Genomic DNA, 26,709 nt, shown 5'->3' on the forward strand with positions numbered 1-26,709 from the left:
CTGATGCCCCAGGGCAGTCTCAGACTGCCCGCCACGGTGGGTCCAAGTTATAAACTTGAACCAGACGCGGGAAAGCAGATGATTACAGCCGTGCCTCAGCACGCATGACTCTGCATCGACAGCCAAGGCCATTGCCTGAAACCAGCTAAACCAACCAACAAGCCTAAGCAGAATGGGACCCAAACCAGTCCTGGTTCTGAGCGCCTCTGGTGTTTGTGCGCCGCGCCAGCGGCGGCAGGGACGAAGTCCCACAAACAACAGCAGCGCGAAGGGCCGGGACGGGGCCCCGCGGCCGTGAGCGCTTACCGGAAGAAATAAAACAAGGCAGTGAGTGCGCACCGGAACAGACGGCACTGCCAAGGGAAAGGCCAACGAGAATGCACCAACCAAAAAGAGAAGGTCACGAAAGAAACATCCACACCAAAGAAAGACTTGCGAACGGATTCCTACGTCAACCGCTTCAAATTCCCCTCTGGGGTATACTGCACCAATTGATTCTCCAGCATCTCCTGCAACAAATCTCCCAGCAACTCCTGCTCAGAAGAACTAAAATGCGTGGCGATGGACTTGGGATGCAGGGGCATTTCTTTCAAGTGACTGAGCACCTTCGCCTCCAGGTGTAATTTATTCTCCTGCAGACGGGCCTTCTTTTTCTGCGCCAGACAATAATCGCAAATACGGCAGTTCTCCTTGGTGATTTCCCCGAAGTACTGCAAAATCTGCTGCGTTCTGCACTGCTGGCTGTTCTCCATGAAAGCAATCACCGCTTTGGCTTTGGACAGGGCCTGCTCTCTGAACTGGTTCAGGCGCTTCTGGTCTAAAGGCATTCTGTTGGCGTCATGGCGCGGTGCCAAAAACTGCACCTGCGGACCGTCATGCTGTGCCTCATACACCAACACCTGACGCTGATGCAAGTGCTGCAACTGCTGCCGAACGGTTTTCTCAGGTAGCTCCAGGTGTTTGGCTAATCCGGCTTCTGAAATTTTCACAAAATCACGGTACAGTTCGCCGCCGTACAAGCGCAACAGGCCCTTGATGAGCGGCTCCAGGGTCTCGTTCATAATCTGGAACTCATAGAGCGCCGTGTGCTCCAGCAGAAAGTACACTTTGGAGGGACTGTAAAAGCCTTCATTCATCAAGACCAACCCCTCGGCCTCCAGCTGTTTGAGAGAATGATGCACCTCTACCGGCGACAACTGGTACGTTCGGCTGAACTGTGCTAGGTCAAAATCAAACGATTGAAAAGCGCCACTGCCAGTGGCCAGCTGGTAAAAATTGGCCAGAGCCTGGTACACGCGCTTGAGAGTTTCAATGGGCGGAAACGCTTCCTGGGTTTTCTTAAGCAGCAAAGACGTGTCCTCAGGCCCCAGCAGAACGGTGGCATAACTGTATTTGCCATCGCGGCCGGCCCGGCCAGCCTCCTGATAATAGGCTTCCAGGGAATCAGGGAGGTCTAGATGCACTACCAGGCGCACATCTGGCTTGTCAATCCCCATCCCGAAGGCGTTGGTAGCCACAATGACCCGCACTTGGTCCTGAATCCAGTTGGTTTGAGCGGCGGCGCGGGTTTGGTGCGGAAGTCCGGCATGATAAGCAGCTGCTTTAATGCCTTGGCGCAGGAGCCAATCGGCTAGTTCCTGGGTGCGGCGGCGGTTGCGGACGTACACAATGGCCGTGCCCTTCATCTTCTGCAGAATTTCACGCAGACGGGCTTCCTTGTCTTCCACGGATAGCACTGAATAAGACAAATTCTTGCGCGCGAAGCTCTGCTGAAAGACCTGTTCTTTTTTGAAGCCCAGTTTCTCCTGAATATCAGCCTTCACCACCTCGGTGGCCGAAGCAGTCAATGCCAGCACCGGCACCTGCGGTAGAATCACTCTGAGCTTTACAATCTCCAGGTACGGCGGCCGGAAATCATACCCCCACTGCGAGATACAATGCGCCTCATCCACGGCTAACAGGCATACCTTCATGCGTTTGGCCCGCTCCAGAAAGAGCTCGGTCTGCAGACGCTCCGGCGATACGTACAGGAACTTGACCGCGCCAAACACACAGTTGTCAAGAATCATGTCCATCTCGCGCTTGGGCATACCTGCATGAAGCGCCGCCGCCAAAATGCCACGTTTCCTGAGGTTCTCCACCTGGTCCTTCATGAGCGCAATGAGCGGCGACACCACCAAACACACGCCTTCCTGCGCCAAAGCCGGCACCTGAAAGCAAATAGACTTCCCGCCACCGGTCGGCAGAATGGCCAGTGTGTCTTGTCCCTCCAAGACTGAAGAAATAATATCCTCCTGCCCCGGCCTGAAGCTGTCATAGCCCCAGTATTGATTTAAAATGTGATGCAGGTCTTCCATTAGCCTATCAAAGCTACGACTTTGAATCTGGGAGGTCAAGCCCTTCTTTGTCGCCACTTTCAGGAAAAGATTTATGCGCTTCCGTTGGCTGTTCCTGAGCATTGCCGCTTCTTCCGGTGCCCTATGCCGTCTTGTTGCATTTTATCCGCTAAGCGCTCGCGGCCGCGGGGCCCCGTCTTCCCGCCTCGCGCTGTACCAGCTTGCCTCTTCTGCGTGGTAATTTTTCTGAATGTTTAACTAGTCTTGCTTTGTCGTGACCGCCGTCCTGCCAGAGGCGGCAACCTGCTTAGGCGACTCGACGGAAAGACTGGAACGGTGCGTGTAGCTTAGGCTTTTACCAAACGCAGATTCCCCCTTTAAGGGGGGCGAAGGGGGGGTTTACACCAGCAGAAAAAATCAATCAACAATTGACAATCAACAATACTTCCTCGTTTTTGGCTTGTTTTCACCAAAACAGGCTAAAAACAGAAAACCCGACCAAGGGCCGGGCTTTCAAATATCATGCATTCACTCTTGTAAAAACTTACGCAGCAGCAGATTGCTCGTGCTCACGGTCTTCAATTACCTTTTTCAACTTCTGGATAGATTGCTTGGCGCGTTCTTCGTCCAGTTTGTTGATGTTCAAGAGCATTTTGGTTTTCTCTTGGCGGGTAATCACCGGGTTGTTGAGCAAGCGGATAATCTCTTCCTTTTGCTTGGCGGTAGCGTATTTCACCGCGGGATCTTCAGCTTGAGCAGGCGCGGCAGCAGCTGGTGCAGGGGCGGCGGCTTCGGCTTCTACCGGCACGGCTTTCATGGTTTTGGCAGGCGCGGCCGGTCTGGCTTGCTCTACTTTGGCGTCCTGTACGTTGCCTTGGTAGTCCATCTCCTCGGCGGGGGTTGGCTCATAGCCGGCGGCTCTGATAATCCAGGCCAGAATGTTTCTATAAGCCTTACCAATGGCTCTGGTCTGGGCCATGGACGCTATGGCGTACTCCTGATAGTACTTACGGCCTTGCTCTTTGTTAGAGCAGATGGCAAAGCCCGCTCCTACCACTTGCTCGGTGCGCAGGTTCAACAGGTTTACTTTGGCCAGGTACTTAATCTCGGTGCTATCGGTCATGCTGGTTAACTCCTCCACTATAGGCAAAATGCCCAAGCGAGAACCCGCATACTGCCAGCCTTCCACGTTCACGTACTCTTTCCCTTGGATATTTTGATAAAGTCTGTTCTCTTTGATGAACTTCGCTAAATCAATCGCCAAGTGCATTGTTTCGTCAGAACGAGAGATGTCATAGCTCTCTATTTTGTTCTTCTTCACCACTTTCTCTTCGTTGGCAACCTGATTTACTTTTGTCTGCATTTTTCCTTTAGTTTCAGTTCAGAATAATAACAGACCCGGTTTGCTAAAAGTGCATTTTAACTTCACTTTTATTACAAATAATACCATTGATAATCAATCAGTTACACACAATTGCTAAATTATTTTTAGCAAATTACAAAATATTGATATTCAACTAGTTGCCTTTCAAATAATAAAAACGGGAAAGCTTTGAGTAACCTGTTATTAGGATAAAAAAAGCCCCGGCTCGTTTTTGGCCTGTTTCCTATAAAACAGGCCAAAAACGAGCCGGGGCTTTTCTCAAGAAGGTTTACCTATATTGTTTCTTCAGAGGCTTCCTCGGGCTGAAGCAGGAAGCCGTCCTTCATGGTTAGTTTTCTATCGGCCATGTCTGCCAAAACGGGGTTGTGGGTGACCAGCACGAAGGTCTGGCCCAAGTCTTCGCGAAGTTTAAAGAAGATGTGGTGCAATTCGTCAGCGTTCTTGGAGTCTAAGTTGCCAGAGGGTTCATCTGCAAAGATGAGTTTGGGTGAGTTGATGAGCGCGCGGGCTACGGCGGTGCGCTGCTGTTCGCCACCGCTCATCTCTGAGGGCTTATGGTCCAGCCGATGGCCCAGGCCCAGCATCTCCAGCAATTCTTTGGCCCGTTGTTCTACTTCCTTCTCTGGACGGTTGGCCAGGAAACCCGGCAGGCATACGTTTTCAAGGGCCGTGAATTCTGGCAAGAGGTTATGAAACTGAAAGATGAAGCCGATGTTCTGATTCCGGAAACGAGCGACCTCTTTATTACTCAAGCCCGAGATGCGCTGGCCTTGCAAGTAGACTTCGCCGGCGTCTGGTGAGTCTAAGGTACCCAGCAAGTGCAGCAGCGTACTTTTACCAGCACCCGAGGCGCCTACAATAGACACGATTTCGGCCTCACCAATAGTAAGGTCAATTCCTTTTAACACCGGCAGTTTGCCGTACGATTTAAACAGCCCGCGGGCTTCCAATAAAACTGGTTTCTGGTCGGTCATGCAGTACAAAACAACGCGGAAGGGATGGTATTTGCAAATGCCGCGCTTGTGTGCAGGTAACGGCAAAATGAGTCCTGAGTTCTGAGCCCTGCGTCCTGAGTCAAAAAATGCGCTTCGTTTTTGGCCTGTTTTCTGGAAAACAGGCCAAAAACGAAAGCAGGTTATTTATAAGTTAAGTCCTGTACTCCACCCCAGGTTCAGTACTTTTTCTTATTAACCCACCATTCTACTCTCCAATAAATTCCGAGAATCAAAATTGTTAAAAAGATAGGTCTAAGGTCAATATCAGACATTATTGAAGCATAGCCCGTCACCTTCTTTACTTCTTCTACCTCAATCTTATCTTGGGTGTGTGTTATATTGATGCCAGTAACATCAAGATAAGGTACCCATAAATGAACCTTGAAATTATTTCCAGCCCTAAGAGGACTCAGGACAATCAATTTGGAGCTTTTACCTTGAATAGTCTTTCCGTCAGTATCTTCATACTGATAGTATCCATTGTATTTTAAGTTAATGTTAATGTCTTTAACCTCATTCTTTCCAGTGTTCTCAATGTCAAGTAAACCATAGTTTAAATCGCTATACATACCAACCAGATTGACAGATTCAGGCACTACGTAGGGGGTGACCTCTAAAGTGGCTGAGACTTTAGTTGCAGGGTGAATAAATGAGTAGCAGTAAATAATAGTTTCTATAACTGATTTACCATTAACTAACAAAAACAATAGACACCCCAAGCCCAAAACCCACTTCCATCTTTTTTTGGGCACCCTCTTCCTAATCTCATTTAATAGTAGTTCTTCCATATAGTAAAGATATATGGTTTGGTATGTTCGGCTTCTAGTAATTCTTAAATAAGCACGGTATATACATTATATAAACCATAAATAATATTTATTGATACTGAGACAGATATTATGTTTTAGTAATATATTCACACAATAACCTTAAACCTCAATTCAAATGGAGAATATTACTGACAGTGACTTACAATTCTATGCCCTTGTTTGGGTGTTCCTATCCTTTGGAGTTGCAGCTTATGGGAACTCCATGAAGGTGGGCTTCTTCCCTACCCTGCTGGCAAGTATATTCCTGAGTCCTGTGGTTGGGTTAATCATTGCAGCCGTTAGCGGTAAGAAAGAAGCAGTCAAGACCTGTCCTAATTGTGGTTGGCAGGGTTTGCTACACCCTTCAATGGCTGGCTTCTGTCCTGCTTGTGGAAAGAACAAACACGGTAAGACAAAGGCAGATTACCAAACCAATGTAGTTAGTTCATAGGGATTATGCATTCAGCCTAAAAACGGCTCATATAACTTCTCACATCTCTGACCAAATCCCCTTCCCCAGACTCAAGACTCGCGACTTAGGACTCAGGACTAGCCGCACTGCGGCTTACGTTTTGAAGTGAGCCTTGAAAGTCTTACTTTCGTGCACCTAAAAACATCAACCTAACCTCATGAATATACACGAGTACCAGGCGAAAGACATTCTGAAACGCTACGGCGTTAGAATTCAAGAAGGCATCGTGGCGGAGACCCCTGAAGAGGCGGTAGCGGCTGCCAAGCGTTTAACCGAGGAAACCGGCACTGGCTGGCACGTCATCAAAGCCCAGATTCATGCGGGCGGTCGTGGCAAAGGCGGCGGGGTGAAACTTGCCAAAAACCTGGAGCAGGTGAAAGAAATTGCCGGCCAGATCTTGGGCATGCAGTTAGTAACGCACCAGACTGGTCCAGAAGGAAAGAAAGTGCACAAGGTATTGGTAGCCCAGGACGTTTACTATCCTGGTGACTCTGAGCCGAAAGAATATTACGTGTCTATCTTGTTAGACCGTGCCAAAGGTCAGAACGTGATCATGGCGTCTACTGAAGGCGGTATGGACATTGAAGAAGTGGCTGAGCACACGCCAGAGAAAATCTTCAAGGAGTGGATTGACCCAGCAGTTGGTCTTCGTCCATTCCAGGCCAATAAAATTGCATTTGCCTTTGGTTTGCAGGGCGAGGCGTTCAAAGAATTCACCAAGTTCTTGACCAGCCTGTATAATGCGTATTTGGATACGGATGCTTCTATGTTTGAGATCAACCCGGTGTTGAAGACCTCAGACAACAAGATTTTAGCGGTAGACGGTAAAGTAGACTTAGACGACAACGCATTGTTCCGTCACAAGGACCTTGCTGACCTTCGCGACATTCTGGAAGAAGATCCTTTGGAAGTAGAAGCAAGCAAAAGCAACCTGAACTATGTGAAGCTAGACGGTAACGTAGGCTGTATGGTAAACGGTGCTGGTCTGGCTATGGCTACCATGGACATCATCAAACTTTCTGGCGGTGAGCCGGCTAACTTCCTGGACGTAGGAGGTGGGGCCAACGCGCAGACCGTAGAGGCTGGTTTCCGTTTGATCTTGCAAGACCCTAACGTGAAGGCCATCTTGATCAACATCTTCGGTGGTATTGTTCGTTGCGACCGTGTAGCGAATGGTGTAGTAGAAGCGTACAAGAACATTGGCACTATCAACGTTCCCATCATTGTTCGTTTGCAAGGAACCAACGCTGAGGAAGGTGCTAGAATCATTGACGAGTCTGGCTTGAAAGTATACTCTGCCGTTCTTTTGAAGGACGCCGCTTTGAAAGTGAAAGAAGTATTGGCCAACGCCTAATTCTTTTCACAAACTATATAGAAAAGGCTTCCTGGCAACGGGAAGCCTTTTTTTTATGGCCACCAAGCAACCTTTCTCTATTCACAGACATCCTTCTAAAAAACACGACTATGAAAACCAAAAACCTTCTTACCCTCTGTCTGGCTACTCTGCTGAACGCAGGCACCGCTCTTACTTTATTCGCGCAAGACGCCGTGCCTCAGACCAAAGTCCTCACGTTTGACCGTACTCCGCAGCTAAATCCAACGTATCAGTACAGCACACCAGACAACGCCTACCTTACCAAGCTGCGTACCAGTTACAATTTAGACAAAGTAGTAGCCGGCAAGAAAACAGATTTTGACAAGGTGAAAGCTATTTGTGGCTGGGCCAGAAAACGCTGGGAACACAACGGCGACAATACGCCCCTCAAAAACGATCCTATTTCCATTCTGGAGGAAGCGGCCACCGGCAAACAGTTCAGATGCGTAGAATACGGCATTTTGGTGAGCGGGGCCCTGAATGCCATAGGCATACCCGCCAGAACGCTGGCGCTCAAGATGGAACACACAGACACCATTGCTTATGGCGCAGGACACGTGGCTGCCGAGGCTTACCTGCGCGATCTGAAGAAATGGGTGATGGTAGACGGGCAGTTTGATGTGATTCCCATGCTCCAAAATACGCCCTTGAACGCCGTGGAACTGCAACAGGCGCTCTCTGCCGGCGCGCCAGACCTGAAAGTGGTTTCCTTCTCGGGCACCAAAGCCGCCGACTACTTCTCCTGGATTGCTCCCTACCTCTTTTATTTTGACACCAAACTAGACAACCGCTATGACGTGGAGCGTGTGTTGGGCAGCATTATGTTAGTGCCCAAAGGCTATAAAAACCTGACGATCTTCCAGAAGGTGAATCCCATTAAAAACATGGTGTATACGCATTCCCTGGCAGACTTTTACCCAGAGATAAAGTAAACAAGTCCAGGATGTGGTGAGGTTCGTAAGTGTATTGGTACCAACCCACTACGGCATGAAAGCAATCATCTTACTAGGCACCTTGAAAAAGACAGGCCTGTCCAACACAGAGGTTCTGTGCGAGTTCTTCCAAAAACACTTAGAGGTGCAAAACATAGAATGCTCCATCCTTAAACTGGTGGAGCATTCTATTTTGCCTGGCACTTACAATGACATGGGCGAAGGCGATGACTGGCCCCACATCTTGGAACAAATCCTAGCCTCAGACATCCTCCTGCTGGCCTCTCCTATCTGGTGGAACAACCATTCTTCAGAAACGCAGCGCGTCATTGAGCGCCTGGATGAACTACATGACGAGATTCTGGAGGGAAAAGAATCCAGGCTGTTAGGAAAAGTGGGCGGCGTGCTGGTCACCGGCGACTCTGACGGGGCGCAGACCATCATTGCCAACGTGGGCAATTTCTTCAACGCCGTGGGCATCACCCTTCCTCCGTTTGCCACCTTAACCGTGCTTTGGGACAGGCAGGCCAAAGACAAGAAACCCACCAAACAAGAACTCCTGGCCAAGTATGAGAAGGAGTACAAAGCCACGGCAGAAAAGATGGCAACACAGCTTATCACCTATGCACAGCTAAAAAAGAAGGTGACCGCCTAACTGTAGCTATGCTAACTCTCAACTATGGCAAAGAGACAGGAACGGGTTTCCTGTTGGAAATTTGTGCACGCATTGATCATAACACCAAAAAAAGAATGAGGGCACTTTGCAAAGAGTGCCCTCATTCTTTTTTGGTGTTATGCGCTTGATTCAGGGCTGGGGTCTAGGCCAGCACGTTCAGTTGCACATCAATGTTTCCGCGGGTACCCACAGAATACGGGCACACCTCATGCGCCTGCTCTACGAGTTCCTGCGCTTTTTCTTTGTCTACGCCGTCAATCTTCACGTCTAGCTGCACGGCCAGCCCGAAGCGCCCGTCCTCAAACTGGTCCAGGCCCACATGCGCCGTCACGGTTGACTTCTCGTCAAGTCTGATTTTCTGTTTGCCCGCCATCAGTTGCAGGGCGCTTTGGAAACAAGCTGCGTAGCCAGCGGCAAACAGCTGCTCTGGGTTGGTGGCCCCACCTTTGCCGCCCATACCTTCCGGAAGCTGTACAGGAATGTCAATGATGCCATCAGATGATTTAACCTGGCCGCTGCGGCCACCGGTAGCGGTTACTTCCGCTGTATACAATCTTTTCATAGTGTTGTGGTCTTTTTAGGTAAGCCAATGTATAGGTTTAACTGCTTTTGCCCTTAAATGTTGAAAGAAAAATCACGTACTGCGTTTTTGGCTTCTTTTACCGAAAACAGGCAAAAAACAGATTTGCAGGCTTTCATACTAGCCGCGCATTTCCTACTTTTGCCCCAGCAATACTCAGGCCGCGTAGTACAACGGATAGTATTGGAGTTTCCGAAGCTCTCGATTCAGGTTCGATTCCTGACGCGGCCACTACAATTGAAAATGCCTCTCAGCTGGATGTTGAGAGGCATTTTTGTTTAAGGCAAACTATATGCATAGAATGCTAATTATTCCCATTACCTTACTACCTGAAAACCTGATGCAGAAATCACATTAGTCCCCGCTCATGAAGAAATCACTCTATTTGCTTTATATTCTTGCTCTTCTTTTTTCTTCCTGGACATGCTCTAGAAGAGGTGAGCCACAACCACGATCTTTCATGAACGCCACTCTCAATGGAACCTCATGGAGTTTATCTGGAAAAGCCACTATCCACCAGGTACCCAACACCAATGAATTCCAGCTGAGAATATCTGGGGGAGACAGTCGTATTCTGATCAACAATACTTCTTACGAATTGGACTTAATCGTCAACGCACCCGCATTCAGTGGCACCTATCCGCTCATTGACTACTCTGCTTCCTTGGCTACAAGAAATACTGCGGGAGTAAGATTGAACGGTTTAAGACAGAACGTCTCTTTTTATAGTGAAGGCAATAACGGGTCCTTAGAGCTAAAGCAATATAAAGACTACTATGGCAAGGGTGACTTGTATATTAGAGGAGACTACCATTTTGAGGCTACCGTCCCCAATGCAGGTTCTCCAGCTGGACAGGAGAAGATACAGGTAACCAATGGCCAATTCTTTGTGCCCGTTGACACTACCACCGCAGACTACCGTGCCTGGAAGAAAATGAATTAGAAAGAGGTTCATGGAAGGAAAGCTTTCCTTCTGTGCTTTATTTGAACATCTGAGACAGTTAACTTACCACAGGATTTTACAATCAAAAATGCCACTCCCAATCCAGAGTGGCATTTTTGTTTTACTATATAGAATTCTACGTGGTTTTCTTTTCATAATTTAGAGGGTCAGAAATGATATATGCCTTATTCTGCTTTGAAAACGCCGTTTTTGGGCTGTTTTCTGAGAATCTGGCCAAAAACGACCACGCTTACCTACCTGCTGCCTGCCAAGGCATTTTTCATGTACATTGAGGCCTTTCTGCTTCTCTCCTTTTGCATTGATTAGAATACCCAACCCTGTTCCACACTACCAAATCTAAGCCTATTTTACACGTTTACTCTCTCCTGTCATGACCGTTTCTATCAACGTACCCTTGCGGGTAAAGCACTTCAATGCCCAGATAAAGCAGAAGGAAGGCAAACTCAGGTTCAACAAAGCCCTGGGCAAGGACAAAGACAACCCGCTCAATTATACCTCTACCCTTTTAGAAGAAGCCCTGGCCAACCAAGGATCTCTGGAGGTACAAGAAAAAGACGTGCGCTTGTACGGCACCTATCCCAACGGGGAGAAATACCTACTGGCAGATGCCCAGAGCTTTCTGCACCTGTTGTATTATCTGGCATATGAGCATGATCAGAAGCTACTGGAAGCCAAACTGGCCCAGAAACTTCGTCTGAGAGAAGAAAAAGAACAGGCAAAGGCAGCCAAGAAAAAGACCACTCAGCTTTCTTTGCTAAACTTCTCCTTAGAGCAGGAAGAAAACGCCCAGAACGCACCCGTTCCAGGCAAGGCCGTTGGGTTTGAGCTGGTAGAGGAAGACGGCGTGACCAAAATTAAGGGAACCAACTTCGTGCTCTCCAAATTTTTGTAAGTTTAAGGGTAGCAACCTCCCAAGCAGATGAACGTCATTACCTTGCACTTGTCAGACACCGTTAAAATTGAGGTAGACAACTCCTTCTCAGGCCTAGAAACCGTGAAGTACAACGGCGAGATTGTCTCTGAGAAGAAATCACTTCTAGGCGAAGTCCACAGTTTTACCCAGGAAGAAAACGGGGAGCCGGTGCAGTATGAGGTACGCATCGGGATTAAAAATCTGGGTCGCATCAGCGTGGCCATTTACCGCAACAACAAGGTCATTTTGCTCAGCTAGCCCATCTCTGATTGGTTTACCTTTGGAAGCACTTCTAACCATGACTGCCCCAGCAAGACGCCCTTGCCCCTATATAACTTTGTATAAAATATAACTATCTCACATTTCATACATGTATAAAATATACCGTTTACTGGCAGGCAGACTTTGCTTTTTACTTCCCTTGGCCTGCCTTGGGCTTTTCACGGGATGTGCAGAAAACCTGGAACCAGAACCTGACAAACCCACAACGCTACTTCTTAAAACTGCCCGCATCGGTAATGAACCAACCAGAGAGTACGTCTTCAATCGTGATGGGAAACTAACCAGAATCCTCACTCAGGGAGATACTACCTTACACCGCGTTGAGTACTTTTATGATGCCCAAGGCCGGTTTTCCATCCAAAAAGACAGTCCGTATACCATTGTAGGCGAATACAATGCCCAGAGCCAACTGGAGAAGCACGTGGTGGAAATGTCCATTGGCGGGGTTTCTGAGTTTCATTTTTACCAGCACACGTACAACACGCAAGGCCAGTTAATAGAAACCACCTACCACAGTGAGCAGGAGCCCGCGTATGTACAGTACCGGTTCAAGTACTTTTATGAGAAGGGCGTGAATACCCGCATTGAAAAGACGATGTACGCAGGAGACGATGCTTACATAGAAGACATTTACATTACCTATGACAGCAAAAAACAGCCCACGCCGCCCATGCCTTTGATGGGCGTGACCCCGCTTTTCAGGGAGACGCCACTGATTGAAGGCAACGCCGGCAACGTGCTGGATTATCTCATTGTCAATAGAAGCGACGGCTCCAAGAACCGAACCAGTTATAAAATCACTTATGTCTACAATGACCAGGGATATCCCATTGAAGCCCTGAAGGAAAGCGGATATTACACCGCCAAAACCACCTATACCTACACCTATCAATAAGGACAAAGCGTAGTTTACCAGTTTCAAAAGGGAAACCTGGTGGAGGTAAAGAAAGAGGCGCCGCCTCGTTTTTGGGCTGTTTTTGAGAAATCAGCCTAAAAACGAGACGGCGCCTCTTTTATAAGATTGAAGTTATTTTACTCTTTGGGCACTTCCATGTAGAAGGTAGCGCCCTGGCCTTCCTGGCTTTCAAACCAAACCCTGCCTTGGTGCAGCTCCACAATTTTCTGGATGATGGACATGCCCAGGCCAATGCTTTTCTCACCTTTTATGCCTTCGCGCCGAGACGAGGTGAACTTGTCAAAGAGCGCCGGTTGCAGGTTCTCCGGAATGCCAATGCCATTGTCTGCCACGGTGAACAGTACTTTAGACACTTGGTCTTCTATGGTGACCTTGATGGTTCCCTGGTCATGCGTGAACTTAATGGCGTTGGAAATGAGGTTGTTGAACGCCTGCATGAACTTCATCACGTCCAGGTACATGAACACGGGCTCCTGGGGCATCTCCAGCACAAAGTTCTTAGAAATGAGGCCGCCGCTCATCTCATTGTAGTTGTCAATCATGATCTGCGCGCGTTCACAGATGTCTACGCGCTCTTTGTGCAGCACAATCTCAGAAGACTCCAGAAACTCGTTGTCAATAAAGTCCCGGATCATGTCTGAACCCTTCTTGGCGTTTTCTTTAATATAATGCACCAGGTTGAGCACCACTGATTCTGAGTTTTTCAGCTCGGTCTCCAGCAGCTCAATCATGCCCTCAATGTTGTTGAACGGCGCGGCCAGGTCATGGGAGAGAATCTCCAGGGTGGAGTTCTTCTTGGAGTTGAATTTGAGAATGTTAGCCTGGTATTCCTTGCGTTGCGAAATATCCTCGGCGAAACCGGTGACCAGAGCGCCCTCCTTGCTTTCATACAGCTGGCAGCACAGGCAGATCCATTTCTCCTGCTGGTGCGGAATCTGAATCCTGAACTCAATGCCCTCTTGCTCCTTCTCTGTTAACAGCTTGGCATACTGGTCATATAAAAAAGGGCGGTCGTCTTCGTGCAGGTAGCCCAGCAGCTGGGCGGCATCTGCCAGGGCAATCTCCTCTGAGAGGCCAAACAGGTGCGAAAAAGCTCTGTTCAGGTATTTGAACCGGTTAGTTGTGAGGTCATACACAAAATAAGCCTGTCCAAAGGTTTCAGCCACCCGCTCTACCAGCGGCGCATGCTGAAAGGTTACTTCACTTTCCATGGTTGCATTTTAAAAAGGTAGCGTCTCTGGCTGGTTCACAGCATAGAAACATCTAAGTATAGGCGTTTTACTATTTTTACGAGGATCGTGTTGCTTCTGGAGCTATATCATTTTATCCTTTTCTTCTTCATAATTTTGTACCTTTGGGCACACCCCTAGTTGTATGCCCCTACAAAACAGCCTCCTTCCCCATCCGTTAGAAATTGGAGAGATTCTGGTCATTGATGATGACGCCTCCAGCCTGTACCTGATCAAGGATTTGTTGACCACCATGGGGCTGGGCGACAAGGTCACTACTACCAACAACGTTCCAGACGCCTTGCACATCCTGAGCCAGCGGGCGGGCACTGAGAAATTCCCTGAACTAGTACTGCTGGACATTAGAATGCCGGAGAGTGATGGCTTTGATTTTCTGGAGAAACTGGAAACCCTGCCGCTACAGGCCAACGCCGCCCCCAAAGTGGTGGTGCTGAGTTATTACGGCAACCGTGACTATCAAAACAGAGCCGCCGACCTGGGCGTAGCCGCTTACCTGCGCAAGCCTCTCACCCGCGAGAAGGTGCTGGACATCATCAACCTCAACTAGATTTCAGGTACTGCTTACCTGCGCCGGATTCATTTCTTTCTCCTCTGGGCCACCTCCGGGGGATGGAACGGGCTTTTATAGAGGCTCTGGGAGGTAGTACCGGCTGCAAGACGCGGTACGTTTGTCATTTCATTTTTGTGAACTTCTTCGTTTTTAGGCTATTTTCTGTAAAACAGCCTAAAAACGGTATTGTTGCATCTTTCTAGCGTATACGGCGTTAATTGCTCTCCTGTAACGTGGAAGTAGGATCTAGGTTAAAGTATTTTTCCAGGAGCTGCTCTAGCTGGCTTACCCGCAGGGGTTTGTTGAGGAACTCTCCAATGTGAAACTCCTGGGCCTGTTGCAAGTCTTTGGGGTTGGTGGAGGTGCTCAGCATGATGATGACCGGTTTCTGGCTTTCTTCCAGGGCAAGCATCTCATAATTGCGCAAGAACTCAAACCCATCCATGACCGGCATTTTCACGTCCAGCAGTATTAGTTGGGGACATGGCTTGGTAGAACCCGCCACGCATCTTTCTTGCAGGATGGAAAGGGCCTCGGCACCGTTCAAGGCTACCAGTACTTCTTCGGTACAGTCTACCCTGCTTATGATTTTCTTGGTGATGAAATTTGCCGAGTGATCATCATCTACCACCAATACACACTTAATCCGCTCCATGGTTTTCCTTTGAAGGGGAACAGGCCTGTTCTGCATTTGTTTTGAGCGGCCGCCCTTACCCGTAGGTCCCTTCTACTGGAAAACTAGCACAATGTTGCCTAAGAACTTTGCCTTTTTATGTTATGGCAGGTCAATTTTTCTGATTGATTACTTACTGAATCTCTGTTTTTCTTTGTACCAGTCCATCATCCTTGGTGGAAGTTGCCATGGGAGCATTGCCTCCTGAGCTTTCCCCCTCTACCCTGCCTGCTACAAACCAAAAAACCGTGGCACCCCACTTCTCTAAACAGGCATCTCTTTACCACATGGCCGCTCCATAGGTGATTCGCGTAAGAAGAATACACACCTGATCACGTGCAATTTAATCTGACAAGCCTATGGGTTCTTCCTGGCGACGGTTCATGGCCTATGTTTTACGGGCCCGGTCTGAAGACTTCACTACCCCAGAGGTCTGGGCCTTTTACGCCTTGCTGGCACTCACCGGGCTCATGCTGGTGTTGGTTTTCTGACTAGCCGTTTAATATTAGCTGAGCTAAAGAATGGACACATATAAAACGCAAAAGGGTCCTGCCGTTTATAGGCAGGACCCTTTTGTGTTAGTGGTAGGCTATGCTACTTAGATGGAGTCCGTGACTACCAGCAAGGCATAGATGATACCCGGTATTACAAACAGCAGCGTTAAGAGCACGCTTACCCAAAACCTGGTATTTAGTTCGCCCTCATGCAAGAACACGCCTAGCGGCGGAATCAAAATGGCGAAGATGATTTCTATAATGTTGGTGGCTTGTCCCGCACGCAGTGCCGTTTTTACCTCTTTTTCCAAATTCGCCTTTTCAACCTTGGTCATGCTCGCCACGCGGTCTTTCACCAGGGCAACGGCCTCTGCTTTGGAAAGCTCTTCGGCTTTCACCGTAGCGCCAGTCTGAGCGGGTGCCGAAACGGCAGGTTTGGCAAAATGCTTTTTCTCCAACAACACTGGCGTAGGGGCTGCGGCAGATGCTTCTAAGACCGGTTCTGCTTGCACTTCTGGTGCAGGGGTAGCTGCTACTTGCTCAGGGGCAGGAGCCTCGGGAGCCGGCTTGGTTGCTGCCTTGGAGTAGGCATCTCCCTTCATGGGGGCAAATTTGTAGTATTCAGCTGAACTACAAGAAAATAGCATCTGACCAACGACCAGAATCCAGACAAAGTGGAGTAGTTTTTTAATGTTCATAGTGTTTAAGTAAAGCGTGAAAGAATGAGATGTTGGAATAAGCAGTTCCCTCAATGCCTTCAAGGCGATGAGTACCATATATTTCTTATCATTCTTCTACTTGTTTTCCCTGCTTTTGTTCATCTATGAGCAGAAATATAACCTAAACCAGACAATGCCCTTGGTAGGAACCGTCTCAACTACCAGCTATTCTGATTATTCTGGAAGACTACCGGCTTGGAAAAAGGAATTAGAAAGTAGATTTGTACTCAAACTTTGCTCCTTTTGCAACTTGAACAGCGGTGTCTGGAGAACGATAAAACTGCCGTATTCAAAGGTCATTGAGCAATATTCTGCTTAGAATTACGCTAAAGAAGAGATTCTCCTCTTTTCTTATAAATAAAGGCGGGCACCAGTTTCTATTACCTCCATGTCAGAAATCAAAGATATTTGCCGGCAGTTGTATTCCATCAGGGAGAAGCTTACTGCGGCGCTCACGGAACCACCGTACACCGCCGGCTATGTGCAGCAACTCATTCATCTGGCCATAGAAATTGTGGAGCAGTCGTCTCTTTCTACCCAAATACCGGCTCACGTGGCAGAGAATGCGCGGTTGGGGCTACAGAAGGCCCAAATATTGGCAGACCGCCATGATACCATGAACCACCACCACACCGGGCTTTATGACATCTCTGATGTGCTGCAACCCGCATTGGGCGCTTTAGACCAGTTTTTGGTAACGTGCCAGAATCTCCTGGAAAATGAGTAAGCATCCTACGCTTCAAAGATTTCTTCTTCCTGTTTTGCTAAGATGGCAGCAGTAGGTTTAAAGGATGAACTGGATTGGATTTAATACCGAGGTTTTAGCTGCACGGCTTCCAGCACCATTTCCCAGTAATCCAGAAAACCCGCCTCTAGCCGTACAATCATTTCGCAGCGCAGGCTTTCCTTGATTTCCTCTATATCCTCTGAGCTGTAATGGTCCATCTCTTCAAAGAAGATGCCGTACAGAAACTCAAGCTCTGAAGGAGAAACACCCTGCAGCAGAAAATATACTAGCTCGTCTTTAGAAAATGTGGTGGCTCTATTTTTCATACCTTTCCTTTCCTGCCCTTCCATTTTAATACGCACCTCCCTTTCTAAGTACTTATACTATCTCTAGAATATTTTCTCCTATCCTGGCGTTGGCATATATATGACTTAGGGGTACCAAGGCAATCCGGAGCCGTCATCAAACATCAACAAACCGGCTCCCATTTGCTTTTCTGCAGGCGCTTTCGTATTCTTTCTTACATTTACCTAAACAAACAACCATGGCAAAAGGAAAATCACCGGTCAAAGACACCAGCAAGAAAACGGCCACCAAGACCTTAAAAGAAAAGAGGGCCGAAAAACAACAAAAACGCGACTCTAAACGCGACTAATAACCCCAACGGCGAGAAGTCGTTTTTGGGCTGTTTCCTGGAAAACAGCCCAAAAACGACTTCATGTTTTAATACCCAGGCTAATGTCACTTACGCTTGAAAGTCCCGTCTTTCAATAATCTGAGCAGCACGCCGTTGGTCCACCCGAACCCGTCCTGGTTGGGGTACTCGCCACCACCACCTTCCTGCCCGGCCTTTTCTACGTTGTATTTCTCCGTCAGCTTACCGGTCTCCTTGAATACGGCCAGGTTCTGGTGCACCCAGCGAGCTGTTATGGTGTCTGCCAACTCATTCTTCCGGTAGGCTCTCAATCCTTGTATGCTTATCCATTGCAGCGGGGCCCAGCCGTTGGGCGCATCCCATTGCTGTCCGGTGTGCACAAGGGTGGTGCGCAAACCGCCGGTCTGCAGAAAATCTCGCGCTAGCTTCTGGGCCACGCCCGCGGCCTGCTCTTTGGTGGCCATGCAAAAATATAACGGGAATGCCGCTGCCAGCGTGGCCGCGGTGCTTTGCCTGTTTTTAACCCAGTTGTAATCATAGAAAAACTTCTCCTGGGCATTCCAGCAATACTGGAGCAAGGCCTGCTTTCTGTTCTTGGCTTTCTGCATAAAGGCGCGGGCCTCTGCTTTGTCTCCGTTGAGTTGGGCCATCTCTGCCAGAGTCATTTCCAGGTGGTAGAGCAGGGCGTTTAAATCAAGGGGTATAAAGTCAGTGGTTTCAATGGTCTCCAAGCCCTGCCCGTCACCAAACCATCGGCTGCTGAAATCCCAACCAGACTCTGCGGCGGCTCGCAGGTGCCGGTACACTTGCTGGGGATTTCGATCGGAGGCTTTGGCAACGGCTACGTCTTCTTTGTAGGCTTCGGGGCGGGGGCTGGGGTCGTCATCCCAGTACCGGTTCAGGAGGACGCCGTTGGGCATTCTCACCACGCGCCTGGCCGCAGGATTCTGTGCGGAGAGTTCCTGGCTCCCCGCCATCCAGAAATCATATTCTTTTTGGAGGGCGGGTGCGTACTGTTTCAATATACTTTTACCTTTCTCCTGGGCCAATACGCGCAGCATGAGGGCGTAAAAAGGCGGCTGCGAACGGCTCAGGTAATAGCTTCGGTTGCCGTTTGGGATATGGCCAGTGGTTTGGATGAGGTGCGTGAAGTTGTCTACCATGTTCTGGATTAGCTCTGTTTGGCCGCTCACCTGCAGCCCCAGCATGGTAAAGTAACTGTCCCAGTAATAGATTTCCCTGAATCTGCCGCCCGGTACCACATAGGCATGGGGCAGAGGCAACAGCGAGCTTTGCTCCGGCACGGGCCTCCGTGTAAGCACCGGCCACAGTGCCTGAATATGTTCTTCTACGGATGCTTTGGGGTCAGACTTGAAATGCGTGGTTGGTTCTGTCGGCAGCTTAAAATACTGCATCACAAAGCGTTTCAAATCAAAGCCTGGAAGAGACTTTTCACGCTGGTACGCCTGCGCAATCTGGGTGGGCGGCGCCAGGGGAATACAGTCAGGAAACGTCTTGGAGTCTGGGAAAAGGCCACTCAGCTGCACGTCTTCAAACAAAGGGCCAAGATCCTGGTAGGGCTTGTATTGCCCAAACACAAGGCCCTGCGCCCCAACAAAGAACAGCCAGAACAGCAGAACGGCAAAGTTTCCCTTAAGGCGTTTATGGGTAAAATGAGACATACGCTTTTTACCGGTTCTACGCAGACATGCCCATAAGGATAAACAAGAAGCTTGTATCCCTTACCCGGTTTTACTCATGCAACAGCCTGTCAATGTCCTGGATTTTGCCAAACACCACCAGTATGTCTCCGGCCTCAAAAATGGTATTTCCTGTTACCACTCCCATCACCTTGGGCTTGAGGTGCGACCTCCCAAACATGTTACGCGTCTCCTGGTTGCGTAGAATGGTGAGCACGTTTACCTGGTACCGGGCCCTGAAGTCAGTTTCGGCGATGGTCATGCCCGCATATTTTTCTGGCACTGTGGCTTCAATGATGTTATAGTCTTCGCTCAGGTCAAAGGAATCAATCACGCCGCGCATTTCCAGCTTCTTGGCCAGACGCTCGGCGCTTTCCTGCTCTGGCCGAATGATCTGGTCAACGCCAATGGCCTCCAGCACGGTCTGGTGCAAGGGAGAGATGGCCCGGCTCATGAGGCGCTTCACGCCCAGCTGTTTAAAGATGGCCGTAGCCATGACAGAAGCCCCAAAGTCTTCGCCTATACCCACCAGTACCACGTCTGTGTCTGCCACGGGCAGGGTAGAAATGGCCTGGGCGTCACTAGCATCCAGGGCCACGGTGTGGGTCACCCGGTCTTTGTACATTTCCACCTTTGCCAGGTCCTTATCCACGGCAATGACCTCATGCCCCATGTCTGTCAGTTTCATGGAAAGCGATGACCCAAAATATCCTAAGCCAATTACAATGTACCGCATACTGATTTTTACGTGATGATGATGGTTTCTTTAGGGTAACGGTAGCGCAATGTTTTCACTTTCTGCAACAGCCCCACCAAAAGCGTGAGCGTGCCAACCCGACCTAGAAACATAGCACAAATGATGACCACCTTGCTGGGCACGCTCAGCAAAGAGGTAATGCCCACGGTGAGGCCCACGGTGGCAAACGCAGAAAAGCTCTCAAACGCCACAGCGGTCAACTCCAACTGCGGGTCAAAGAGCGTCACCAGGAACACGGCCAGGCCGATGACCAACAAAGACAGCAGAATGACGGCAAACGCCTTGTGAATAGATTCCTGGGGAAGCTCCCGCCTAAACACCTCCACCCGATCCTTGCCCTTGGCCAGACTAATGATGTTGAGAATGGCAATGGCAAACGTTGAAGTCTTGATACCACCCCCCACTGAGGCCGGTGAAGCCCCGATCCACATCAGGAGCAGGTACAATAAAATGGTGGGCGCGCTCAGGGCCGCCAAATTGACAGTATTGAAACCCGCCGTTCTAGGCGTAACCGCACCAAAGAAAGCGCCTACCACCTTCCCGTAGAGGGAATGCTCTGCCAGCGTGTTTTCTTTTTCCAGCAGAAAGTAAAGCACCGTTCCCACCACCAACAAAACCGCAGTGGTAATGAGCACCAACAAAGTATTTATGTTCAGCAGACGGGCTTTGTGATCCAGCTTTTTCTTGAACAAAACCCTGCTATAAATTCTATTGAGGTGGTACCTAAGGTACCTAAAGGTATTGAACACAATGGGAAAGCCTAGACCGCCAAAGATGATAAGCAAGGCGATGACCAATTGCAAAGAGTAATTCTGCCGGATGATAGGATCATACAATCCAAGGCTCAGAGTAGAAAACCCTGCGTTGCAAAAGGCAGAAATGGCATGGAAGATAGAAAATGAAACCTTCTCCGGAATGGCCGTGGCCGGCAGATCCTGTAAACAGAGAAATACCAAAAACGCCCCTATGGCTTCTACCACCAAGGTAAAAGCGATGATTTTGAAGAGAGTTCTGGTAATCTGGCCCAGGTTGTCCTCACTCAACCAATCCTTCATGAACAGCGCGCTCTTGATAGAAGATCCCTGGAAGAAGATGCCAAAGAAGCTGGCAAAGGTCATGATGCCTAGGCCGCCCACCTGAATGAGCAACAACACAATCGCCTGGCCGGTGGGCGTGAAAACGGTGGCAGGGTCTACGCTCACCAGACCCGTCACGCAAACGGCACTGGTGGCAATGAACAAGGCATCAATGAACGAGATGCTTTGGTACGTAGCTTGTGGCAATAAGAGCAACCCGGTACCCAGGGCAATCAAGAACAAGAAACTCAGTACAAAAAGTTGGGCTGGATTGAGGGCAGACCTGTAAAAGAGCAGCGTCTTTTTGGATAGCTCTACTAAGAAAACGTAGAAGATGATAAGGTAGACCAGGTGGTCACTGTCAAAGAAGTGTAGCAGGCTGTGGGTTCTGGTAAGGCTGTTGTCCAGAAAGAACCGCACCACCAGGGCCAGCACCATGAACGCTAAAAGTATTCCCTCAAAGATCAGGGAAGGCCTTCTTACCCCTTTCTTCAGAAGTAAGAACATCCGCAGGATAAGGCTGACAAGCACCACCAGGAAAAACCCGTGGTAGAAATTGTGCAGCAAGACTTCTTCGCCAGCCGCCAGTTCTCTAAACCCAACTTCATATAAGAACACTAGCAGTCCCAGCACACTCATGTAAAGAAGAAACCGGTCTATGGCCTCTGCCAACCAGGGCAATTGTTGCAGCGTGACAATCAGGGAACTGTGAACCTTCTTTTTTGGGGGCATGCCTACTCAGTATGGTGTGGGTGTATCTGGTGAAATCCAGAAGCGCCGAATGTCTCTACGAATGTTGCAAGATAACGGAACATTTTCCTTAGTGCATAGTAAGAAAGGCCATACCTTACCTAACACGAGAAACTACCATGGATACCTATAACCTGAAACCAGAGAACATGCGCGCCCCGGAGCACTTGAACCAGGAAGAAGCAAAAAAGAGTTTGGAGGAGCTGGACGCCAAGATAAAAGTGCTGAAAGGCCGGGCCAACGCCACCACCGCCGACGCCAACCACACTTACCATGAGCACATTGCAGCCCTGGAGGCCAAGCGCGGCCTTATTGCCCAGAAACTGGAAGGCAGCAATCACACCACCACAGACAGCACCTGGCAAGAAATCAAAAACGGCCTGGAAGACCTCAGCGACAGCATCAAGAAACTGTTTTAAGTTATTTCTCTATTCTTCCGTTTTTGGGCTGTTTTCTGGAAAACAGCCCAAAAACGGCTTACTCTGGTGCGTAGACTTCAGAGATGATGTGCAGGATTTCGGTGGTGAGGGGTTTGGAGAAGAAATCGCGCACCTCAGACAGGCTGCGGGCGTACGTAATGTCTTTTTTATCTACCGCAGAGGAAAGCACAAACAGGTTGCATTTGTCTGTGAGTTCTTTGGGTAGTTTGCGGTACTCCTCTATAAATTCCCAGCCGTCCATGCCGGGCATGTTGATGTCCAGGAAGATGATCTCCGGAAACTTCTCCGGGCTCTCCTGCACAATCTTGGCTAGTGCCTTCAAGGCCTCCTCGGCCCACAGGAAGCTAAATACCTCGTCGGCAAACTTATGGTTCCTGATGACGCTTTCACATAAAAAGTTGTGAATCTCATCGTCATCAATTAGAAATACCCGATGATAGTTGTTCATTTCTTGGGTGTGCTTGAAAATACACTTTAAAAGTTGATCCCTGGTCTACGGTGCTGTCCACGTCAATCCAGCCGCCAATAGATTCTACCTGCGTCTTGCTCATGTGCAGCCCCAGTCCTTTGCCTTCAATGTGCGGGTGAAACCGCCGGTACAGGCCGAAAACCTTGTGCTGCTGCCTGACCATGTCTATCCCCAGGCCGTTATCTTGTAGCAATAAACACAAATATCCCTCTGAAAATACTGTTTTAATCTTAATTTTCAATCCCCGCTCCAGGCTTCTGTACTTTATGGCGTTGGTGATCAGGTTGAAAAGAATGCTGTGCACATAACTTTTTACGCCCAGCACCAGGGTGCCCCCAGAAAAATCCACTTCAAAATAAGCGTGGCTGCTCTGTAATTGGCTGGCGAGACTTTCCCGCACGTGGGCCAGGATATGCTGTAGGTCTACCGTTTCCAGGACCTTTTGCGTCTGGCTTCTGATGGTAAGTATCTCGTTGAGGTCTTTGATGGTAGCATCCAGGCGCTGGCTGGTCCGTTCCAATTTATTAATCAAAACCGGATTGATGGGGTCTTGCAGGTTGTCTCTGTTGTACAGGCTGGTAAGGCCCACAATATTGGCCACCGGTGCCCGCAAATTATGAGAGACAATGTACGCGAACTGCTGCAAATGCTCATTCTGCCGTACCGTTTCCTCAATAAGGCTGTTGCGCTCTTCCTCAGCCTGCTTGCGGGCACTTATATCTTTTACAGAGATAAAGCAGTAGTTGTCATCCTCAAACAGAAAGTGGTTTAAGTGGAGCTCTACGGGTAAAAGCTGCCCAGACTTGCCTTTAAAAACCGTTTCATGAGACAGGGCTTTGTCATTCTCCTTCCATTTCCATACCTCTGCCTTAAAGTTATGGTCCACTTCCAGAATGGACAGCGTGAGCAACTCTTCTTTGGTGTAACCCAATAAGCTGCAGGCAGCAGCATTGGCCCGCATAATGGAACCGTCTGCCCTGGTCCACAAAAAAGCCTCTGCCGCCCTTTCCACTGAAAAATCTGAGAACTGCAGTTTTTGCTCGGCGGCTTTTCGTTTACTGATGTCTATGAGACTGCCGTCTAGCCTACTGATGCGGCCGTTCTGGTCTAAGGTTGCCGCGCATTGGATCAATTGCCACCGTTCCCCCTTGTTGGCGGTTAAAAACCGGCACTCCACCTGAAAATGATTGGGCGTTGATTTTAACCTCGGAAGGAATCTCTTGAATATCTGCCGATCCTCAGGATGTATGATTTTAAACCACAACCCTTTGTCCTGGTAAAACTCCTCTGGCGAGTAACCTAAGTTGGATTCGCACTGCGGGCTTACGTAGACGGGCTCCAGTTCTTCATTGAGCGTGAAAACAATTTCCTCAATATTCTTTAAAATGGATTGCGCCAGTAACTCTGCCGCCTGCAACTGCTGCTCCGTTCTTTTACGCGCGCTTAGGTCATGAATCACTACTAGGCGGCGCCCCCGGCCCTCATGCTCTGGAAGCGTGTGTGAAGCCACCTCTACGTATAGTCTTTTGCCGTCCTTGGTGGTATGCACCCATTCGCCGGCTCTGTTATAAGCCGTTCTACCTTTATTTAAGACTTCCTCCAGAGCTGCCAGTTCTTCTTTGGGCCTAATGTCCATGATGGACTTCTGCAGAAACTCCTGCTCTGAGTAGCCATACAGCTCTATGGCCGCATGGTTCACCATCAAAAAACGGTAGGTTTCTGTGTCAAACACCCACATGGGTAATGGGTTGTTCTCAAATAATAAGCGGTATGGATGCTCTGGCGTCAAAACAGTTAATTGGTACTCAAGCTTATAGCAAGTGTAAAAGCCAAGGGGGGATTTAAATTACAGGATAGCAACCACTCCTGTTTGCCGAATTAGCAAACATCTCCTTCTCAATAGGAGTCAATATATAAAAGAAAACCTCAACCATCTAGCAAGACGGTTGAGGTTTTACGTAAAATAGAAGGGTTCTTAATTGGCTGCCGGCTCTCTAAAGCCCACCCAGGTAAAGCGCTTAATCACAAACTCTGGGTTAGTGAAAGACGCGTTGCCCGCCGGGTTGCCGCCCGTCACGTGGAAGTCTGAGAAACTGGCGTTTTGGTTCACGTAAATGCCGCCGGTCAGGTTAAAGCTCACGGGCGTTCCCGCCAGCCCCATCTGGTCCATGATCTCTTCTTTGATGGCAGGGTCTGTGGTGTAGGCGCCGCAAGAAATGGCTCCGTGCTGCATGGCCATTTCCTGGGCCAGGTGAATGGATTCTGCCGTATCTTTTGTTTTGATGATCAAGGCAATCGGGCCAAACAATTCCTGGCTGTACTGCTCTTTCTCAGTGGCGTCTACCTCATACAGAACAGGAGAACAGATGCGTGCGTTGGCAAACGCTGGGTTGGCTACGTCACAGGTGGTCAGGACGCTGCGGCCGTTGCCGTTCTCCAGATCTTTCACGCGCTGCTGCGTCAGTTGGTTCTGGATGGCGCCAAGTACGTGCGGACCTGCCTTTGGATTGTTCACCAGTCCTTTCACTGCCTCTGCCAACTTGTTCACCACCTCCTCATATGGCACTTGTTCACCAGCTACGGTTACGCCATTGGCCGGAATGAAGAAGTTCTGCGGCGCGGTACACATTTGGCCCGAGTACAGCGTCAGAGAAAAGGCCAGGTTCTGAACCACTTTATCCAGGTCCTCGGCAGAATCCAGGATGATGGAGTTCACGCCGGCCTTCTCTGTGAAGACGGTTTTGCCTTTCAGGCCTTCCAGGTAGTTCCCAAAGGCGGTACCGCCGGTATAGTCTATTAGTTTGATGGCCTCGTGCTCTGCCAGTTCTTTGGTGATTAGTTTGTCATCTGGGTCAACGGCCAATTGGCAGATGTTAGGATCCAGGCCGTATTCTGCCAACACCTTCTGCACTTCGGCAATAACAATGGCAATGGGAAGAACGCCCTTAGGGTGCGGCTTTACAATCACGGGGTTGCCGGTGACCAAGCTGGCATACATGCCGGGTACCGTGTTCCAAGTGGGAAACGTGGAGCAGCCTACCACTAGGCCCAGACCTTTCGGCACGGCCTTCCAGCTTTTGTTTAGTTTCAAGTTGAACTTGCCCATGGGCTTTTCCCAGACCTGGGTCTCAGGGAAGCGGGTCTGTTCTTCATACCCGGCGGCAATGGCTTCCAGGGCTCTGTCTGCCGCGTGCGGGCCAGAGGCTTGGAAAGACATTAGAAAGGCTTGGCCGGTGGTGTGCATGGTGGCATGGGCAATCTCAAAGAAACGGCCTTTCATGCGCTCTAATGACTCTACCAGAATAGCTGCTCTCTCTAAGGGGGATACTTTTCTCCAAACGTGGAAGGCTTTCTGCCCACGGGCCACCAAGGTTTCTACAGAGAAGGTAGGGTAGCTGATGTTCAGCTTCTCCTGTTCATAGGGAGACTCCTCCTGCCCGGCCCATCCTTCAGGACTTTCCTGCAACAATTCTTCAAAGCGCTTGCCCAACTGGCCCTTGTATTGCTCAAGACCCGCCTGGTCCGCTCCTTCTCCGTAAATGGCCGGCGACGGGTGCTCTGGGTACTGTGAAAAGAAAGTACGCTCATGCAAGGCCTGTACGGCACGATTTAACGTTTCACGGTGTTGCACCGTCAAGTTCTCTAACTCTTTGGTATTCTGTGAAATTGCCTCTTTCATGTTTTATTTATGTGGTATCTTTGTAAACGGTAGATTGAAACTTAAATTTACTTGAATAGTATGTAAGTACCTATTCTCCCATGGGTTTTTACACACCGCATCTCCTTCTCCACCATCAACCAGAGACAGGCATTTA

At 49.2% G+C, this 26,709-nt stretch carries 27 protein-coding genes and 1 tRNA gene; 13 read left to right on the forward strand and 15 right to left on the reverse strand.

Going from position 1 to position 26,709, the window contains the following annotated elements:
* Window positions 1-446 precede the first annotated feature (446 nt).
* From GU926_RS05105 to GU926_RS05120, 4 genes are all read right to left on the reverse strand, one after another.
* Window positions 447-2,357 carry a RecQ family ATP-dependent DNA helicase gene (locus GU926_RS05105; RefSeq protein WP_160689647.1) on the reverse strand — a complete coding sequence of 637 codons (1,911 nt, stop codon included), beginning with the start codon at window positions 2,355-2,357 and terminating at the stop codon, window positions 447-449.
* 523 nt (window positions 2,358-2,880) lie between these two features.
* Window positions 2,881-3,699 carry a hypothetical protein gene (locus GU926_RS05110; protein ID WP_160689649.1) on the reverse strand — a complete coding sequence of 273 codons (819 nt, stop codon included), beginning with the start codon at window positions 3,697-3,699 and terminating at the stop codon, window positions 2,881-2,883.
* 293 nt (window positions 3,700-3,992) lie between these two features.
* Window positions 3,993-4,694 carry an ABC transporter ATP-binding protein gene (locus tag GU926_RS05115; RefSeq protein WP_160689651.1) on the reverse strand — a complete coding sequence of 234 codons (702 nt, stop codon included), beginning with the start codon at window positions 4,692-4,694 and terminating at the stop codon, window positions 3,993-3,995.
* A gap of 197 nt (window positions 4,695-4,891) precedes the next feature.
* Complete coding sequence (locus GU926_RS05120) at window positions 4,892-5,503, reverse strand: hypothetical protein (RefSeq protein WP_160689653.1); 612 nt, start codon at window positions 5,501-5,503, stop codon at window positions 4,892-4,894.
* A 157-nt stretch (window positions 5,504-5,660) separates the two neighbouring features.
* Here GU926_RS05120 and GU926_RS05125 point away from each other — a divergent pair, with 157 nt between their 5' ends.
* The 4 genes from GU926_RS05125 (at window position 5,661) to GU926_RS05140 (ending at window position 8,958) form a co-directional block, all read left to right on the forward strand.
* Window positions 5,661-5,975, forward strand: coding sequence for a hypothetical protein (locus GU926_RS05125; protein WP_160689655.1), 315 nt, complete (start codon window positions 5,661-5,663; stop codon window positions 5,973-5,975).
* A gap of 178 nt (window positions 5,976-6,153) precedes the next feature.
* The gene (gene sucC / locus GU926_RS05130; RefSeq protein WP_160689657.1) at window positions 6,154-7,350 is read left to right on the forward strand and encodes an ADP-forming succinate--CoA ligase subunit beta; all 1,197 of its coding nucleotides are present in this window, start codon (window positions 6,154-6,156) and stop codon (window positions 7,348-7,350) included.
* A gap of 110 nt (window positions 7,351-7,460) precedes the next feature.
* Window positions 7,461-8,303 (forward strand): transglutaminase-like domain-containing protein, encoded by an 843-nt coding sequence (locus GU926_RS05135; RefSeq protein ID WP_160689659.1) that lies wholly within the window; start codon window positions 7,461-7,463, stop codon window positions 8,301-8,303.
* A gap of 55 nt (window positions 8,304-8,358) precedes the next feature.
* Window positions 8,359-8,958 (forward strand): flavodoxin family protein, encoded by a 600-nt coding sequence (locus GU926_RS05140; RefSeq protein WP_160689661.1) that lies wholly within the window; start codon window positions 8,359-8,361, stop codon window positions 8,956-8,958.
* A 163-nt stretch (window positions 8,959-9,121) separates the two neighbouring features.
* Here GU926_RS05140 and GU926_RS05145 read toward each other — a convergent pair whose 3' ends face one another.
* A complete protein-coding gene (locus GU926_RS05145) occupies window positions 9,122-9,541 on the reverse strand; it encodes an organic hydroperoxide resistance protein (RefSeq protein ID WP_160689663.1) in 420 nt (139 codons plus the stop codon).
* 177 nt (window positions 9,542-9,718) lie between these two features.
* On the opposite strand from GU926_RS05145, the gene GU926_RS05150 reads away from it, so the two are divergent.
* The 5 genes from GU926_RS05150 to GU926_RS05170 all read left to right on the forward strand — a co-directional run bounded on the left by GU926_RS05150 (window position 9,719) and on the right by GU926_RS05170 (window position 12,613).
* Window positions 9,719-9,790: transfer RNA gene (locus GU926_RS05150), tRNA-Arg, on the forward strand.
* Window positions 9,791-10,019: 229 nt separating this feature from the next.
* The gene (locus GU926_RS05155) at window positions 10,020-10,502 is read left to right on the forward strand and encodes a hypothetical protein (protein WP_160689665.1); all 483 of its coding nucleotides are present in this window, start codon (window positions 10,020-10,022) and stop codon (window positions 10,500-10,502) included.
* Window positions 10,503-10,893: 391 nt separating this feature from the next.
* On the forward strand, window positions 10,894-11,415 hold the full coding sequence (locus tag GU926_RS05160; RefSeq protein ID WP_160689667.1) for a hypothetical protein: 522 nt from the start codon (window positions 10,894-10,896) through the stop codon (window positions 11,413-11,415).
* Between the two features lie 27 nt (window positions 11,416-11,442).
* Complete coding sequence (locus tag GU926_RS05165) at window positions 11,443-11,694, forward strand: hypothetical protein (protein ID WP_160689669.1); 252 nt, start codon at window positions 11,443-11,445, stop codon at window positions 11,692-11,694.
* A 112-nt stretch (window positions 11,695-11,806) separates the two neighbouring features.
* Window positions 11,807-12,613 (forward strand): hypothetical protein, encoded by an 807-nt coding sequence (locus GU926_RS05170; protein ID WP_160689671.1) that lies wholly within the window; start codon window positions 11,807-11,809, stop codon window positions 12,611-12,613.
* 137 nt (window positions 12,614-12,750) lie between these two features.
* On the opposite strand, the gene GU926_RS05175 is transcribed toward GU926_RS05170, so the two are convergent.
* Window positions 12,751-13,845, reverse strand: a complete 1,095-nt coding sequence (locus GU926_RS05175; protein ID WP_160689673.1) for a PAS domain-containing sensor histidine kinase — start codon at window positions 13,843-13,845, stop codon at window positions 12,751-12,753.
* 163 nt (window positions 13,846-14,008) lie between these two features.
* Here GU926_RS05175 and GU926_RS05180 point away from each other — a divergent pair, with 163 nt between their 5' ends.
* Entirely contained in the window at window positions 14,009-14,431 is a 423-nt protein-coding gene (locus GU926_RS05180) for a response regulator (RefSeq protein ID WP_160689675.1), read from the forward strand.
* A 217-nt stretch (window positions 14,432-14,648) separates the two neighbouring features.
* Here the strand turns inward: GU926_RS05180 and GU926_RS05185 are convergent, their stop codons facing one another.
* The gene (locus GU926_RS05185; RefSeq protein WP_160689677.1) at window positions 14,649-15,089 is read right to left on the reverse strand and encodes a response regulator; all 441 of its coding nucleotides are present in this window, start codon (window positions 15,087-15,089) and stop codon (window positions 14,649-14,651) included.
* 377 nt (window positions 15,090-15,466) lie between these two features.
* Between GU926_RS05185 and GU926_RS18565 the strand changes: the two genes are divergently transcribed.
* Window positions 15,467-15,598, forward strand: coding sequence for a hypothetical protein (locus GU926_RS18565; protein ID WP_262886155.1), 132 nt, complete (start codon window positions 15,467-15,469; stop codon window positions 15,596-15,598).
* Window positions 15,599-15,705: 107 nt separating this feature from the next.
* Here the strand turns inward: GU926_RS18565 and GU926_RS18450 are convergent, their stop codons facing one another.
* Window positions 15,706-16,299, reverse strand: coding sequence for a YqaE/Pmp3 family membrane protein (locus GU926_RS18450; protein ID WP_232058437.1), 594 nt, complete (start codon window positions 16,297-16,299; stop codon window positions 15,706-15,708).
* A 409-nt stretch (window positions 16,300-16,708) separates the two neighbouring features.
* On the opposite strand from GU926_RS18450, the gene GU926_RS05195 reads away from it, so the two are divergent.
* Complete coding sequence (locus tag GU926_RS05195; protein ID WP_160689679.1) at window positions 16,709-17,047, forward strand: hypothetical protein; 339 nt, start codon at window positions 16,709-16,711, stop codon at window positions 17,045-17,047.
* An 80-nt stretch (window positions 17,048-17,127) separates the two neighbouring features.
* Here the strand turns inward: GU926_RS05195 and GU926_RS05200 are convergent, their stop codons facing one another.
* The 4 genes from GU926_RS05200 to GU926_RS05215 all read right to left on the reverse strand — a co-directional run bounded on the left by GU926_RS05200 (window position 17,128) and on the right by GU926_RS05215 (window position 21,967).
* Entirely contained in the window at window positions 17,128-17,373 is a 246-nt protein-coding gene (locus tag GU926_RS05200; RefSeq protein ID WP_160689681.1) for a hypothetical protein, read from the reverse strand.
* Between the two features lie 415 nt (window positions 17,374-17,788).
* Window positions 17,789-19,384 (reverse strand): alpha,alpha-trehalase TreF, encoded by a 1,596-nt coding sequence (treF, locus tag GU926_RS05205; RefSeq protein ID WP_160689683.1) that lies wholly within the window; start codon window positions 19,382-19,384, stop codon window positions 17,789-17,791.
* A gap of 70 nt (window positions 19,385-19,454) precedes the next feature.
* Entirely contained in the window at window positions 19,455-20,138 is a 684-nt protein-coding gene (locus GU926_RS05210) for a potassium channel family protein (RefSeq protein WP_160689685.1), read from the reverse strand.
* A gap of 8 nt (window positions 20,139-20,146) precedes the next feature.
* A complete protein-coding gene (locus GU926_RS05215) occupies window positions 20,147-21,967 on the reverse strand; it encodes a TrkH family potassium uptake protein (protein WP_232058438.1) in 1,821 nt (606 codons plus the stop codon).
* 137 nt (window positions 21,968-22,104) lie between these two features.
* On the opposite strand from GU926_RS05215, the gene GU926_RS05220 reads away from it, so the two are divergent.
* The gene (locus tag GU926_RS05220; protein ID WP_160689687.1) at window positions 22,105-22,404 is read left to right on the forward strand and encodes a sll1863 family stress response protein; all 300 of its coding nucleotides are present in this window, start codon (window positions 22,105-22,107) and stop codon (window positions 22,402-22,404) included.
* A gap of 58 nt (window positions 22,405-22,462) precedes the next feature.
* Here the strand turns inward: GU926_RS05220 and GU926_RS05225 are convergent, their stop codons facing one another.
* The 3 genes from GU926_RS05225 to paaN all read right to left on the reverse strand — a co-directional run bounded on the left by GU926_RS05225 (window position 22,463) and on the right by paaN (window position 26,573).
* A complete protein-coding gene (locus GU926_RS05225; protein WP_160689689.1) occupies window positions 22,463-22,873 on the reverse strand; it encodes a response regulator in 411 nt (136 codons plus the stop codon).
* Window positions 22,842-24,683, reverse strand: coding sequence for a PAS domain S-box protein (locus GU926_RS05230; protein WP_160689691.1), 1,842 nt, complete (start codon window positions 24,681-24,683; stop codon window positions 22,842-22,844). Before GU926_RS05230 ends, GU926_RS05225 begins: the two co-directional genes overlap by 32 nt.
* 186 nt (window positions 24,684-24,869) lie before the next feature.
* Window positions 24,870-26,573, reverse strand: coding sequence for a phenylacetic acid degradation protein PaaN (paaN, locus tag GU926_RS05235; protein WP_160689693.1), 1,704 nt, complete (start codon window positions 26,571-26,573; stop codon window positions 24,870-24,872).
* Window positions 26,574-26,709: the final 136 nt, after the last annotated feature.

The sequence above is a fragment of the Nibribacter ruber genome (assembly GCF_009913235.1).
Taxonomy (GTDB): Bacteria; Bacteroidota; Bacteroidia; order Cytophagales; family Hymenobacteraceae; genus Nibribacter; species Nibribacter ruber.